Origin of the sequence: Streptomyces sp. NPDC057565 (assembly GCF_042801455.1) — a bacterium.
GTDB lineage: Bacteria > Actinomycetota > Actinomycetes > Streptomycetales > Streptomycetaceae > Streptomyces > Streptomyces yanii.
Window position 1 is genome coordinate 30,687 of record NZ_JBHVFU010000045.1, and the last position, 12,972, is coordinate 43,658.

Annotated in this window: 13 protein-coding genes; 7 read left to right on the forward strand and 6 right to left on the reverse strand. The window is 69.9% G+C overall.

Going from position 1 to position 12,972, the window contains the following annotated elements; all coding sequences use genetic code 11:
* Positions 1-121 precede the first annotated feature (121 nt).
* Both ACFU8W_RS39820 and ACFU8W_RS39825 read left to right on the forward strand, forming a co-directional pair.
* Positions 122-1,204, forward strand: a complete 1,083-nt coding sequence (locus ACFU8W_RS39820; RefSeq protein ID WP_384048532.1) for an S-(hydroxymethyl)mycothiol dehydrogenase — start codon at positions 122-124, stop codon at positions 1,202-1,204.
* On the forward strand, positions 1,205-1,831 hold the full coding sequence (locus tag ACFU8W_RS39825) for an MBL fold metallo-hydrolase (RefSeq protein WP_384048535.1): 627 nt from the start codon (positions 1,205-1,207) through the stop codon (positions 1,829-1,831). It begins immediately after the preceding gene.
* Between the two features lie 443 nt (positions 1,832-2,274).
* Here ACFU8W_RS39825 and ACFU8W_RS39830 read toward each other — a convergent pair whose 3' ends face one another.
* The 3 genes from ACFU8W_RS39830 to ACFU8W_RS39840 all read right to left on the reverse strand — a co-directional run bounded on the left by ACFU8W_RS39830 (position 2,275) and on the right by ACFU8W_RS39840 (position 4,611).
* The gene (locus ACFU8W_RS39830) at positions 2,275-2,559 is read right to left on the reverse strand and encodes a hypothetical protein (RefSeq protein WP_384048538.1); all 285 of its coding nucleotides are present in this window, start codon (positions 2,557-2,559) and stop codon (positions 2,275-2,277) included.
* 57 nt (positions 2,560-2,616) lie between these two features.
* Positions 2,617-3,258, reverse strand: coding sequence for a histidine phosphatase family protein (locus ACFU8W_RS39835; protein WP_384048541.1), 642 nt, complete (start codon positions 3,256-3,258; stop codon positions 2,617-2,619).
* Positions 3,259-3,732: 474 nt separating this feature from the next.
* The gene (locus ACFU8W_RS39840) at positions 3,733-4,611 is read right to left on the reverse strand and encodes an alpha/beta fold hydrolase (RefSeq protein WP_384048544.1); all 879 of its coding nucleotides are present in this window, start codon (positions 4,609-4,611) and stop codon (positions 3,733-3,735) included.
* Between the two features lie 231 nt (positions 4,612-4,842).
* On the opposite strand from ACFU8W_RS39840, the gene ACFU8W_RS39845 reads away from it, so the two are divergent.
* Together ACFU8W_RS39845 and ACFU8W_RS39850 are read left to right on the forward strand one after the other, a co-directional pair.
* The gene (locus ACFU8W_RS39845) at positions 4,843-6,831 is read left to right on the forward strand and encodes a BTAD domain-containing putative transcriptional regulator (RefSeq protein WP_384048547.1); all 1,989 of its coding nucleotides are present in this window, start codon (positions 4,843-4,845) and stop codon (positions 6,829-6,831) included.
* A gap of 128 nt (positions 6,832-6,959) precedes the next feature.
* Positions 6,960-7,100, forward strand: coding sequence for a hypothetical protein (locus ACFU8W_RS39850; protein WP_384048549.1), 141 nt, complete (start codon positions 6,960-6,962; stop codon positions 7,098-7,100).
* Positions 7,101-7,478: 378 nt separating this feature from the next.
* On the opposite strand, the gene ACFU8W_RS39855 is transcribed toward ACFU8W_RS39850, so the two are convergent.
* Positions 7,479-8,156 carry a helix-turn-helix transcriptional regulator gene (locus tag ACFU8W_RS39855; protein ID WP_384048552.1) on the reverse strand — a complete coding sequence of 226 codons (678 nt, stop codon included), beginning with the start codon at positions 8,154-8,156 and terminating at the stop codon, positions 7,479-7,481.
* A gap of 84 nt (positions 8,157-8,240) precedes the next feature.
* On the opposite strand from ACFU8W_RS39855, the gene ACFU8W_RS39860 reads away from it, so the two are divergent.
* Both ACFU8W_RS39860 and ACFU8W_RS39865 read left to right on the forward strand, forming a co-directional pair.
* The gene (locus ACFU8W_RS39860) at positions 8,241-8,678 is read left to right on the forward strand and encodes a hypothetical protein (RefSeq protein WP_384048555.1); all 438 of its coding nucleotides are present in this window, start codon (positions 8,241-8,243) and stop codon (positions 8,676-8,678) included.
* Between the two features lie 220 nt (positions 8,679-8,898).
* Positions 8,899-9,318 (forward strand): hypothetical protein, encoded by a 420-nt coding sequence (locus ACFU8W_RS39865; protein ID WP_384048557.1) that lies wholly within the window; start codon positions 8,899-8,901, stop codon positions 9,316-9,318.
* A gap of 47 nt (positions 9,319-9,365) precedes the next feature.
* On the opposite strand, the gene ACFU8W_RS39870 is transcribed toward ACFU8W_RS39865, so the two are convergent.
* Positions 9,366-10,790 (reverse strand): purine-cytosine permease family protein, encoded by a 1,425-nt coding sequence (locus ACFU8W_RS39870; RefSeq protein ID WP_384048559.1) that lies wholly within the window; start codon positions 10,788-10,790, stop codon positions 9,366-9,368.
* 1 nt (position 10,791) lies between these two features.
* Positions 10,792-11,952, reverse strand: coding sequence for a serine hydrolase domain-containing protein (locus ACFU8W_RS39875; RefSeq protein WP_384048562.1), 1,161 nt, complete (start codon positions 11,950-11,952; stop codon positions 10,792-10,794).
* 83 nt (positions 11,953-12,035) lie between these two features.
* Between ACFU8W_RS39875 and ACFU8W_RS39880 the strand changes: the two genes are divergently transcribed.
* Positions 12,036-12,932 carry a LysR family transcriptional regulator gene (locus ACFU8W_RS39880; RefSeq protein ID WP_384048565.1) on the forward strand — a complete coding sequence of 299 codons (897 nt, stop codon included), beginning with the start codon at positions 12,036-12,038 and terminating at the stop codon, positions 12,930-12,932.
* Positions 12,933-12,972 lie beyond the last annotated feature (40 nt).

The following is a 12,972-nucleotide window of genomic DNA, read 5'->3' on the forward strand; positions in this document are numbered from 1 at the left end:
CGCGTCGGCCCTCCGGAGCTGCGCCGTGGTCCCAGTCCCCCGCCGGACGTGACAGGTCTCGACGCATCACGTCCGCCTCCAGCAATCAGCAATCAGCAATCAGCACGAGGGAAACACACACATGACCCATGAAGTCCAGGGCGTCGTCGCACGCCACACAGGTGCGCCCGTCTCCGTGGAGACCATTCTGGTGCCCGACCCGGGACCGGGAGAGGCCCTGGTGAAGGTACTGGCCTGCGGCGTCTGCCACACGGACCTGCACTACCGGGAAGGGGCCATCGGCAACGACTTCCCCTTCCTGCTCGGCCACGAGGCCGCCGGCATCGTCGAAGCGGTCGGACCCGACGTACAGGATGTCGCACCCGGGGACTTCGTCATCCTCAACTGGCGTGCCGTGTGCGGCCGATGTCGGGCCTGCCGCCGGGGCGAGCCCTGGTACTGCTTCGACACCCACAACGCCACGCAGAAGATGCGGCTGACGGACGGCACCCCGCTCACCCCGGCACTGGGCATCGGCGCCTTCGCCGAGAAGACCCTCGTCGCCGCCGGACAGTGCACCAAGGTGCCCGAGGTGCGCCCCGAGGCGGCCGGGCTGCTCGGCTGTGGTCTGATGGCGGGCCTGGGCGCCGCGCTCAACACGGCTCCGGTGCGCCGCGGACAGAGCGTCGCGGTCATCGGCTGCGGCGGCGTCGGGGACGCCGCGATCGCCGGCGCCCACCTCGCGGGCGCCGCACGCATCATCGCCGTGGACATCGACGACCGGAAGCTGGAGCTGACCAGGACCTTCGGCGCCACGCACACCCTCAATTCCCGCACCGACGACCCGGTGGCCGGGATCCGCGCCCTCACGGACGGGTTCGGGGCAGACGTGGTGATCGACGCGGTCGGCCGCCCCGAAACCTACCTGCAGGCCTTCGAGGCGCGGGACCTGGCCGGCGTCGTCGTCCTGGTGGGTGTCCCCGCTCCCGGCACCACCGTCGAGCTGCCGCTCCTGGACGTCTTCGGCCGCGGCGGAGCCTTGAAGTCCTCCTGGTACGGCGACTGCCTGCCCTCACGCGACTTCCCCATGCTCATCGACCTCTACCGGCAAGGACGCCTCGACCTGGACTCCTTCGTCACGGAGACCATCGCGCTGAGCGAGGTGGAGAAGGCGTTCGCCAAGATGCACTCGGGCGAGGTACTGCGCTCCGTGGTGGTGTTCTGAGTGGGCGTCCGCATCGAACAGGTCGTCACCTCAGGGACCTTCAGCCTCGACGGCGGATCCTGGGACGTCGACAACAACGTCTGGATCATCGGCAACGACGACGAAGCCCTCGTCGTCGACGCCGCGCACGACGCCGATGCGATCCTGGCGGCACTCGGCAACCGGAGGCTGACAGCGGTGGTGTGCACACACGCGCACAACGACCACATCAACGCGGCCCCCGCCGTGGCCGAGAAAACCGGCGCTCCCGTCTTCCTCCACCTCGATGACCGTCTCCTGTGGTCACAGACCCATCCCGAGCACTCCCCCGCCTACCTCTGCGACCAGCGCCGGCTCACCGTCGCCGACACCGAGATCCAGGTACTGCACACCCCCGGCCACACCCCCGGTGCCATCAGCCTGTACATACCGGAACTCGACACCGTCCTCACCGGCGACACGCTCTTCGCCGGCGGCCCGGGCGCCACCGGCCGGTCCTTCTCCGACTTCCCCACCATCATCCGCTCCATCAGGGACCGACTCCTCACACTCCCACCGCACACCACAGTGCTCACCGGCCACGGCCCCTCCACCACCATCGCCGACGAGGCAGCACACTTGGACGACTGGATCACCCGCGGCTACTGATGTCCTCAGCAGGTACGTTCTGGATGCGTCTGCGGCCCTCCCGCCAACAGCGGAGGGCCGCAGACGCATCCGTCCGGCCGCTGCTGAGCAGAAGACCACGATGAACACCGGTGTGTAGTCAGCCCTCGACCTCAACTGCAGACGGCACACCCCGATTGCAAAAGGGGTTTCGATCCCGATGCGCCGGCGCCTCGTGGCTTTGTCGAGCAGTAGTGGTTCTGGCTCATTTTCCGTGAGCCGGTCACGGTGGGTCATGCGACGCCGTTCAAAGGCTGGTGCTCAGGTGCGTGTCTGTGGCGAGAAAGTCTCGCACCGCGGAGGTGACCTGGTCGATGTGCTGCCGTTCCGGAGGCTGATCGTTCAGCAGGTCGATTCTTCGAGCCAGATCAACGGTGGGTTGCAGCGCATCGGGGTAGCCGAGTTCGGCCGCAGCTTTTCCGAGGTCAGCGGCAGCAACCCCAATTCTTCGCCTGCCCGTCGTCCTCGGCCCATCGCGTCAGCGCCGTGTGCATCGCGGCCAGGCAGGCGCTGGTCGCCGCCTGGGCGCGGAACGCGGCGTCGGGAGTGGTCGCGTCGTCCCCGAGGGCATCGACGACGGCCTGTTGTAGCGCGTATGGGCTGTCCAGGTGCCGGGCCCGCAGCGCGGGCGTCGAGACCATAAGCCGGAGGCAGTCCAGCAGAAACCGTTCGTTCGCCGCCGGTTCGTCCCCGTCGCCGCCGGTCAGCACCGTGGCCGCGTCGACGAGTGCGCCGCCGCGGTCGAGACGATGAGCAGGACCTTGAGGTCAGCCAGCTTTGACGGAATCGAGATGACGGGTGTCACCGAGGCTGACGACTTGGCGGTTGTGGAAGAAGTCGTCTTCGCGCAGTGTGGTGATGCTGCCGGAGGGCGCCCGGAAACTGGCATAGCCGACCGACTCGATCGGCATCTTGATCCAGGACGCCACGACGCACGTCAGGGAGCCGCCGTGCGTCACGATGATCTGGTGCTCGCAAGGGTTCTGCAGAATCTCGTCCATGGCCGCGTAGATGCGCTGCGCCCACGCCGCCTTGGTCTCTGCACCGTCCACACCCTCGTCGTGTTCCATCCGCTCCCCGACAGCCGGCGGTGGGACGAAGCGCCGGTCCAGCCACTCCTGCGGCCTTCCCCCCGCCTGCCCGTAGGACTTCTCCCGCAGCCTGCGATCCAGGATCGGCTTCACGTCGAACACTTCGGCTACCTCCTCGGCCGTCCGCAGGGTGCGCTGCAGATCCGAGGAGAACAGCTCCACCTCGGCGCCGTCCGGGACCTGGGACCGCAACGCCTGGGCAATGGAGACCGCCGCACGGACGCCGGCGGGCGTCAGCTGCGAATCGTGCCATCCGCCGACGACTCCCTCGACGTGGTGCGTCGCCTCCGGATGAGTGACGACGTACAGAGTGCGCATGAGCGCGTGCCCTCCTGTAGGTAACGTCCTGCCTGATTGCAGGCCGCAACTATGGAAGAGACAGTTCAGCACCATCAAGCGGGTTCTTCGGCTCGTGCCCGGGTGCTGACGAGGCGGTAGTACGAGGTCGAGGCGGGCGGGGTGGTCTACGTGCCGAAGGGTGCGCGCCAACCTCAGCCAGACCAAGCCCGCCCGCATCTACTTCCTGCACGCGCTGGGCGGGATGGACGGCATGTTCACCGGGATAGGGGCCCCCGGGACGCGCGGGGATGTCGGCCCCTGTCCGAGGCGGATGTCAAGGCGATGGCGGGCGTGGTCGTCAAGTACGACTTCACCTTCGACTGAGCCGGCGGCACCAACCGTCCACGGCAGCCCGGCCGGAAGCCTTGATACGGCCGGACGCCGCCGCACGGACACGACCGTGGCCCCGGTCCTGTGGGACCGGGGCCACGGCGCTCGGCGGGCGTTCCGGACTCAGCGTGCCAGTAGGTCGCGCAGCGCCTTCGCGATCGTCTCGGGTGCCTCCTCGGCCATGAAGTGTCCGCAGGAGACCGTGGAATGGTTCAGGTCGTCGGCCCAGGCGCCCCACAGGGCGGCGGCCTCGTAGCCGAGGGCGGCGCCCCAGTCCTGCTGGAGGACGGAGACCGGCATGGTCAGCTTGCGGCCTGCCGCGCGGTCGGCCCGGTCGTGCTCGATGTCGATGCCCGCCGAGGCCCGGTAGTCCGCGACGATGGACGGCACGGCCGCGCGGCACGCGTCGAGGTAGACCTGCCGGACGGCGGGCGGCACGGCCTCGGAGTCGTTGGCCCAGATGTCCAGGAAGTAGGAGAAGAAGGCGTCCGAGCTGTTCTGGATCATCTGCTCCGCCAGACCGGGCGGCTGGGCCATCAGGTAGAGGTGGAAGCCCACGGCGGCCTGCACCCCGTGCAGCGCCTCCCACATGTTCAGGGTCGGCAGCACGTCCAGGCAGGCCAGGTGCGTGATGGCGTCCGGGTGGTCCAGACCGGCCCGGAAGGCGACCAGGGCACCCCGGTCGTGCCCGGCGAGCGCGATCCGCTCGTGGCCCAGGGTGTGGGCCAGCGCGAGGGTGTCCTCGGCCATGGTCCGCTTGGAGTAGACGTCCGGCCCGTCCTCGGCCGGTTTGTCACTGTCGCCGTATCCGCGCAGGTCGGGGCAGATGACGGTGTGGTCGGTGGCCAGGTCCGCGGCCACGTGCCGCCACATCAGGTGCGTCTGCGGGAAGCCGTGCAGCAGCACGAGGGGGGTGCCGGAGCCGCCCACAGCGACGTTCAGTTCGACGCCATCCGCCACGTCCACCCGCTGGTAGTCGAATCCGGGGATGCTCGGTGTCATGGTCTGTGCGCCCTTCGCTGATCGGGCCCGCCCGCTCGGCGGGCCCGCTTCTGTATCTGGCGGTTCGGCTTCCGGGGACGGCAACCGAGCCGTTTGGCATGTCCCGCATGCCGTCGGCCCTCGCGGTGGTGCGCTCCGGCCGATGTCCTCAGCCTGCGGGCTGCGGATCAGCAGCGAATGAACGCCTGTAGGTTTGTCCTGGTCAGGGGGTTGAGAGGAGCGGTCGGCGAGGTGCGCGTGGAGTTCGGGGTACTGGGTGCGGTGACCGCCTGGGACGAGGCCGGGCAACCGCTGCCCCTCAAGGGACCGCGGCACCGGGCCGTGCTGGCCCGGCTGATCCTCGCCCGGCGCCGGGTCGTCCCGGTCACCCGGCTCGCCGAGGACCTGTGGGACGAGCCGCCCGGCAACGCTGTCGGCTCGCTGCGCACCTTCGTCGGTGATCTGCGGCGCGCCCTGGAGCCCGACCGGCCGCCCCGGACGCCGCCGCGCCTGCTGATCACCGAGGGCTCCGGATACGTACTGCGAGTGCCCAAGGACGACGTCGACGCGTGGCGGTTCGAGCAGGCGGTGGACTCCCTCGCGGAGGCCGGTCCCGCCCGGGCGGCCGACCGGCTGTGCGAGGCGCTCGGCTGGTGGCGCGGGCCCGCGTTCGCCGACTTCGGTGACGAGCGCTGGCTGCGCTCGGAGCGCTCCCGACTGAGCGAGCTGCGTCTGCACGCCGTCGAGCGCCTCGCGAACGCCCGGATCTCCCTGGGCCGCGCAGCCGAGGCCGTGCCCGATCTCGACGCACACGTGACCGACCACCCGTGGCGCGAGGACGCCTGGTGGCTGCTGGCACTGGCCCTGTACCGGTCGGGGCGGCAGGCCGACGCGCTGTCCGTGCTGCGCCGGGCCCGCAGCATGCTCCGCGACCAGCTCGGCGTGGACCCCGGGCCACGGCTGCGGCGGCTTGAGGAGGACGTCCTGCGGCAGGCCGACCATCTGGACCCGGATGCCGCGGCCGCCTCCGTGGACCGGGTGTGGGCGGAGGCAACGGCCGCCTACGAAGGCGTCCTGGGCTCCCGGGCCCGCACTCGGCTGGAGTCGACAGTCGGCCTCATGCGGGACCTAGCGGTCACCGGCGGGGGCGGTCTGGAGGCGGCCCGCCGACATCGGGTGGCTGCCGTCGCCGCGGCCGAGCAGCTCGACGACCCGGACCTGACCGCCCGCGTGATCGGCGTCTACGACGTCCCCGCGATCTGGACTCGCTCCGACGATCCGGAACAGGCGCGGTGGCTGGTGGAGGCCGCGGAGCGTACTCTGCGCTCGCTGCCCCCGGGGGCGCACGAGGCGGCACGCTGCCGTCTGCTGGCGACGATCGCCGTGGAGTCGCGTGGCGCCCTTCCCGTGGGCGAGGCACCGTCCGGGGCGCCGGCGCGTCCGCTCCAGGCCGCGGGCCAAGCGGAGGAGATCGCCCGGCGCCTCGACGACGCCGGGCTGCTGGCGTTCGCCCTGAACGGGACGTTCATGCAGTCGTTCCGGCGGGCCGGACTCGCCGGGCGCCGCGACGCGATCGGCGGGGAGATCGAGGCGCTCTCCGCCCACCACGGCCTGGTCCGGTACGAGGTGTTGGGCCACCTGATCCGGATCCAGGCGCGGTGCGCGCTGGCGGATCTGGCGGGGGCCGACCGGCACGCTACAGCGGTGGACGAGTTGGCCACCCGCCACGATCTGCCCCTGGTGTCGGTGTTCACGACCTGGTATCGCGCGCTGCGGACGGCAACGACCAGCTCGCTTGCGGCTGCGGAGGGCGCCTACGAGGAGGCAGCCGGGGCACTGCGCGGCGCGGGTATGCCCGGACTGGAGCGCGGTCTGCTGCCGCTGGCCCGGCTCTGCGTCCGGCTGCGGCACGGGGCCCCGCTCGACGGTGTGGACGAGGGAGCCGACTGGGGACCGTACGAACGGTGGGTCCGGCCCCTGCTGCTGGCCGAGGGGGGCCGAGCCGGGGAGGCGCGCGCGGCGCTGCGCGCCGTCTCGTCGCCGCCGCGTGACCTGATGTTCGAGGCACTGTGGTGTCTGACAGCGCGGGCGGCGGTCGCCGTCGGCGACCGGGATGTCATGGAGCGGGCGCGCACGCAGTTGCTGCCGGCCGCGGACGAGGTCGCCGGGGCCGGGAGCGGGCTGATCACGCTGGGGCCGGTGGCGGAGTGTCTGGCCGTGCTGGAGGGCGGGCCCCGCTGACGGCGGCGTCGGAACGGAACTCCGCGGTTACGGGGTCCGGCACCGGAGTGCGGACGCGGCAGTGCCATGGGCAGGCATCGGTCGTCAGACCGAATGGCCCCGGCTACTCCGCCGAGCAGACCGCAGGGGTGGCCCGGTACCACGCGGAGCTGCTCCGGCTGACCACCGAAGTGGCGATGCACCCGTACTGGGCGACCCTCAACAGCGGTGCGGTGGCAGCGCGGTTGGCGCTGGAGCACGCACACGAAGCCGCGGACGAGGCGGCGTAGCCGTGTCCGGCGCCGGGTCGATATCCCGCCTCGACAAGCTCCGGGCTCGGCCCGGGAGGCGTGAGAACTCGGGCCCTCCGCAGAAATGGCGAGGCGTCCACAGCATCTGACGAACGACACTGAAGACGTGCTGATCATGGATGCCGTGCTGGAAACCTACAAGGCCTCCGACTTCGCTCTGTGGCCCATTGCCGACTCGCCCTCAGACCGCCTCCTGGCCCTGTCCGGCCAGTTGTCCGCGTGAGAACTCGGCACTGTCATGGCAGTCCTGACGAGCTACGAGGCCGTGATCGGTGCGATGACGTACTCCTCGTGGGGTGTCGAACTGCGGGCGGCGGGTGGTGTTACGCCTCAGAATCGGCGCACGCCGGTGGACGTTCAGGCAGCCGACTCCAGACGGACGCAACAGTGACCGGGTCTGGGCGCCAGGCACGCCTGGAGGCCGCTTTCGGCGAGCCCTTCCAGCACGCCGCGAAGCAGGTGGAGGTTCATGCCGCACACCGTCTGGGTGTGTTCGCGGGCGAGCGCGTGGAAGGGGCAGTTGCCCAGGACGATGGCGTCACCCTCACAGCGGGGTTCGAAGCCGTTCTCCTCCAGCACGGCCAACACATCTGCCTGGCCCGGTCCGGCGAGCTGTGTGCCCAGCTCGTGGGCCTTTCGGTGCAGGACCGAACGGACCGGTTCACCGGTGGCTTCAGATTCCTCCAGCGCCTGGGCGAGGAGCCGTCCGGCCAACTCGTAGTGCCGCTCGGGCAGGCTGACGGTGACCTGCTTGCTGGAGCGCTTGTAGAGCTTGGCGGGCCTGCCCGCTCCCGGGCCGGTACGTCCGCTGCGCCGTTCGTAGACGACGTCGAGCAGTGATTCGTCAGCCAGCCGGTCCAGGTGGAAGGCCGCGGTCTGCCGGGCAAGGCCGAGCGCCTCGGCGGCTTCATCGCGGCTGACCGGTCCCGGCTGGCGCACGACGTGGTCGTAGAGCCTCCTGCGGGTCGGCTCGTCGAGCGCGGCGACGGCGGAGACATCGGGGCGGGGTGCTTCCTTCGAGTGGTCCACGAACACCAGTGTAAAACCAATAGCAATTGACTAAAGAAGGTTCGCGCGCTTCTATCGTTAGTGAGAGTTGTCGATAGAAGGAAGGGCATCATGGCGTCCGCACCCGCAACCACCACATCCGCCGCCTCCCGGCGGGCCGCGCTCACCGACCCCGGCTACCAGGCGTTCGTCATCCTGCGCACCGGATTCACCGTGGCGCCGATCCTGTTCGGGCTGGACAAGTTCGCCAACCTGCTCGTGGACTGGCCCACCTACCTCGCGCCGTGGATCAACGATGTCGTTCCGGGCAACGCCCAGGCGGTCATGTACGCAGTGGGAGTGATCGAGATCGTCGCGGGCCTTGCCGTCGCGCTCGCCCCGCGCGTCGGGGGCTGGTTGGTGGCCGGATGGCTCGCCGGCATCATCGTCAACCTGCTGACCATCCCCGGTCACTATGACGTCGCGCTGCGCGACTTCGGCCTTCTGCTCGGCGCGGTCGCCCTCGCCCGGCTCGCACAGCGCTACCACGGCAAGCGGCAGTCTCACTGACAGCAGGCAGCAGGCACGGAAGGTGACGAGGCGGGTGGGCCCCTCCATCGGCTCACCCGCACGCGTTGCCGTGGCGGACTCGGACCCGGAACGCAGTTCACGCCCGCCTGGCATCGAGCCACCGCGCGGTCGCCAGCCTTCTGGCGGGTGAAGGAGCGTCTGCCCCGGTCCGCAGGCGATCCGGGCGTATGCATAGGGCATCGGCCGAAGCGACGTGAGGGTGAAAGATGCGAACCTGGACCGGCTGGCCGCCGAAGGCGTAGCCGGCAGCATCAACCTCGGCAGCTGGGGCACCCGCCAAGTCACCCGCTGGAAGGCCCTGGAGGACGGCCGGCGCCAACTCGTGGCCGCTCTGGACCTCACCCTCGCCCCCAGCACCCTGACCCCTCGCCCCGCCACTCGCCGCACCTTCGCCGAGGCCGTCCAGCTCCTCGAGCTGTTTCTTCATCGCGAGCGCCGCGCCCCCGCGGCCCGGGAGGCGATCACCGTCGATGGCGACACCGTCAGGATCGGCCCCTGGTTCGCCAAGATGCGCACCAAGCACCGCGCCGGGCAGCTCGACCCTGAGCATGAACGCCTCGTCGCCGCCCTCTTCGACGGCGACCGGACCGCCAAGGACCCTGCCCCCGCCTTCCCCTGACCTCGCCGGCGAGCATCCCGGTCGCGGCTTGCGCCGACCTTGAACGCTCAGTCGACCGAAAGCGGCGCGTCCGAGCCGGGTGCCGATGCTCGCGCGCCGACGGGTTGCGCGACCTCTCGGGTACGCCGCGCATAGGCCAGGTACAGCACCGTCGCCACCAGCAGGCCGACGATCCAGGAGATGTCGGCGCCGCCCAGGTAGTCGACCAGCGGCCCGGTGTAGAGGCTGCTGCTGATGAAGGGGATCTGCGCCGCAATGGCGACCAAGTAGACAAGGACGGCCGGCCAGTTCACCAAGCCGTACTCGCCCCGAGGCCGGAAGAGCTCGCCGACGTCGTAGTGGCCGCGCCGTACGACGTAGTAGTCGGTGAGGTTGATGGCGGTCCACGGCACCAGCAGGTACAGCAGGAACAGCGTGATGTTCTCGACAGTACTCAGGATGTGGCCGCTTGCCATCAGAGTGGCTGCGATCGTGAGCGTGGCGCTCACCACGATGAAGACGGCGCGCACCAGCGGCGTCGCCGAGCCGTGGCCCTTGGCCGAGAAGGCGCTGATCGCGGTGAGGTACATGCCGTAGTAGCCGTACACGCCGGCAGGGACGATGCCTATGACGATGGCGAGCAGGATGACCGAGCTCAGCGCCGGGATCTGCCGGCTGAGCATGCCGATGGCATCGTCGCCCACCGCCTCGGCGCTGATCGTGGCGGCGAACGCGCCGAGGATCATCACCCACGAGGAGCCGAGTGCCGAGCCTGCATAGGTCCACAGGAACGTGGTCCGCGACGGGGTGTCCTCGGGGAGGTAGCGAGAGTAGTCCGAGACGTACGGCGCCCAGGTCAGCTGCCACGAGACGAAGATCGACATGACGAGCAGGACGGTGCCGAACGACGGAGCCGGACCGCTCGGCAGGTGCTCCGGCAAGTGACCGGCCAACGCGATCGTGAGGGCGAGGAACAGCAGCCCCGAGACCACGCTGACGACCCGGGTCGACAGGTGGATGACCTTGTACCCGACGATCGCGATGACCGCCGGGACCGCGCCCTGGATGATCACCGACCAGGTGAACGAGATGTGGGCCCAGTTCGCGAAGGCCTGCCCGGTGATGACGCCACCTTCGATGCCGAATCCGATGTACATGCACAGGACGATCACGACCGGCAGCAGCGTGCCGAGGAATCCGAACTGCGCACGGCTCTGGATCATCTGCGGCACGCCCAGACGGGGACCCTGGATCGAGTGGTAGGCCATGAACACGGCACCGACGAGGTTGCCGACCAGGATGGTGGCGACGGCCCAGGGAAGGTCGAGTCCGAGGGTGACCGCCAGGACGCCGGTGACGAACCCGGTGATCTGCACGTTGCTGGAGAACCAGACCGTGAACAGGTGCCACGGCTTGCCGTAGCGCTCCTCGGGCGGGACGTAGTCGATCGAGTGCTGCTCGATCGACTCGCCGTGTGATCGGTTGCTGCCCATCTCATGCCTCCTGCGGGGTCAGGGCGGCCGCACGGGCGATGGCGCCCAGCGCGTCCAGGTGAGCGGGGGTGTCGGCGACCGGCTGGTCGGTGGCGGAGAACTTCGCGATGACGACGTCGGTCTGCGGGTCGAGCCAGAGGTACTGGCCGAAGATGCCGACACCGTAGAAGGACCCGTGGTCGTCGCCCGGGATCCACCACTGGTTCTTGTAGGTGCCACCCGCCGCCGAGTCGGACTCGGCCGTGGTCGCGAAGTGCCCTCCGCGGCGCGTCCGCGCGATCCAGTCAGCCGGCACCACTGGTGTGCCCTCGCGCCACCCGTCGTCGAGAACCAGGCGCCCGAATCGCGCGAGATCGCGCAGTCGCATCCCCATCCCGGCACACGCATAGGGCGTTCCGTGGTCGTCGACCGTGACGAAGGCGTCGTCCTCGGCGCCGATCCGCGACCAGAGATGTCGCCGCATCAGCTCGCCGTAGCCCGCGCCGCCGGCGCGTTCGAGCACCCACGCGAGGACGTCGGTGGTCCCCGAGCAGTACTGGAAGTCGGCGCCGTGCCGGCCGGCGCCGCGCAACTGGGCCAGGAACGGCCGGGTGCCGACCACGTCCTCGGGCTGCCGCGGCCGCCATCCGGCAGCGCGGTCGCCCGCGTGAACCTCGGCGGTGGGCTCCAGGTACGACATGTCGTAGTGCGGCGCCGCGGTCATGTCGAGCAGCTGCCCCACGGTGGCGCCGGCGTAGGAACCCGCAGCCAGCTCCGGGACGTACGTCGGGACCGTCGCCTCGAGGTCGAGAAGGTCGGCGGCGGCCAGCACCCCGGCCAGCATGCCGGCGAACGACTTCGAGATGGACATCACGATGTGGCGAGAAGCGGAGGTGAACCCGCCGAAGTAGCGCTCTTTGAGGATCGTGTCGCCGCGCAGCACGAGGATGCCGTCGGTGTGCGTGCGAGCGAGGAACTCCTCTGCGCTGATCGGCCGCCCACCGGGGCTCGGCACGGTCAGAAGGTCCCAGTCCAAGGGCTCACTCGCGGGCACCAGCATGCGTACCGGCGCCTCGCCGCGAGCAATGGTCGTGCAGGGGACCACGTCCTCGACCCGGTGCAGACCGAGTCGGTGGTGAGGTGGGGTGAGCCAGTTGCCGAACGAAATGTCGGAGGAGGTCATGGAAGAGATGGTGATCCCGGCCACCAACTCCTGTCCAAGACCTAACTACTACCCATCATGATGCCGTTTCGGCATGATGAGGCATGGAGCTACGCCACCTTCGGTGCTTTCTGACTGTCGCGCAACTCGGTACCGTCACGGCCGCCGCCGACCAACTGCACATCGCTCAGCCCGCGGTGTCCCGCCAGATCCAGCGCCTGGAGCGCGATCTCGGCGTCACGCTCTTCCGCCGCAACGGCCATCGGCTGTCCCTCACCGATGCGGGCCGCCACACGCTCGACGTGGCGCACGACCTGCTCACCCGGGCCGACCGGCTGACGACGGTCGCGGGTCAGCTGGCCGACGGACAGCTGACCCGGATCTCCTGCGTGGCCGCCCCCACCACGCTGGACTACGTCCTCGCTCCGTTCGTCGCCACCCTCGACGACGACGACCCGTTCATCGCCGTCGTCTCGGTCCTCGGCGACGAGGTGCACGAGGCGGTCGCCGCCGGGCACGACTTCGGCATCGCCGCGAACGTGCCCCCCGCGGGCGGCCTTGCCTGGCAACGCCTCACCCGCGTGCCGCTCCATGCCTACGTCGACCCGGGCCACCCCTGGGCCGGCGACACCAGCGTCACGCTGGACGAGCTGATGGAGCAGCCTCTTCTCCTTCCGGGCCGAACGGACCCGACGCGCACCGTTCTCGACGCAGCTGTCATCGCGGCCCGACTCCGGTATCAACGCCACACCGAGGTCCCGTGGGAGCAGATGCGCCACGCCCTGGCGGCAGGGCGGCGTGGCGTCGCGATCGGGACCGAGTTGCCGCAGTTCGGCACCCGTCCCCTGCTCGTCCTCGACACCGATGGCGCTCCCGTCCAGCTCCCCATTCACGCATGCTGGAGCCCCGACCACTACGCGGCCACCGCGCTCGAGCAGTTGGCCACGCGACTCGGCAACTTTGCCGAGCAGGTCGTCCGCCCCGAGGCCGAAGCGATCTGAGGCGAAGGAAACTGCCGGAAAATGCCTTCGGGTTTCAGTC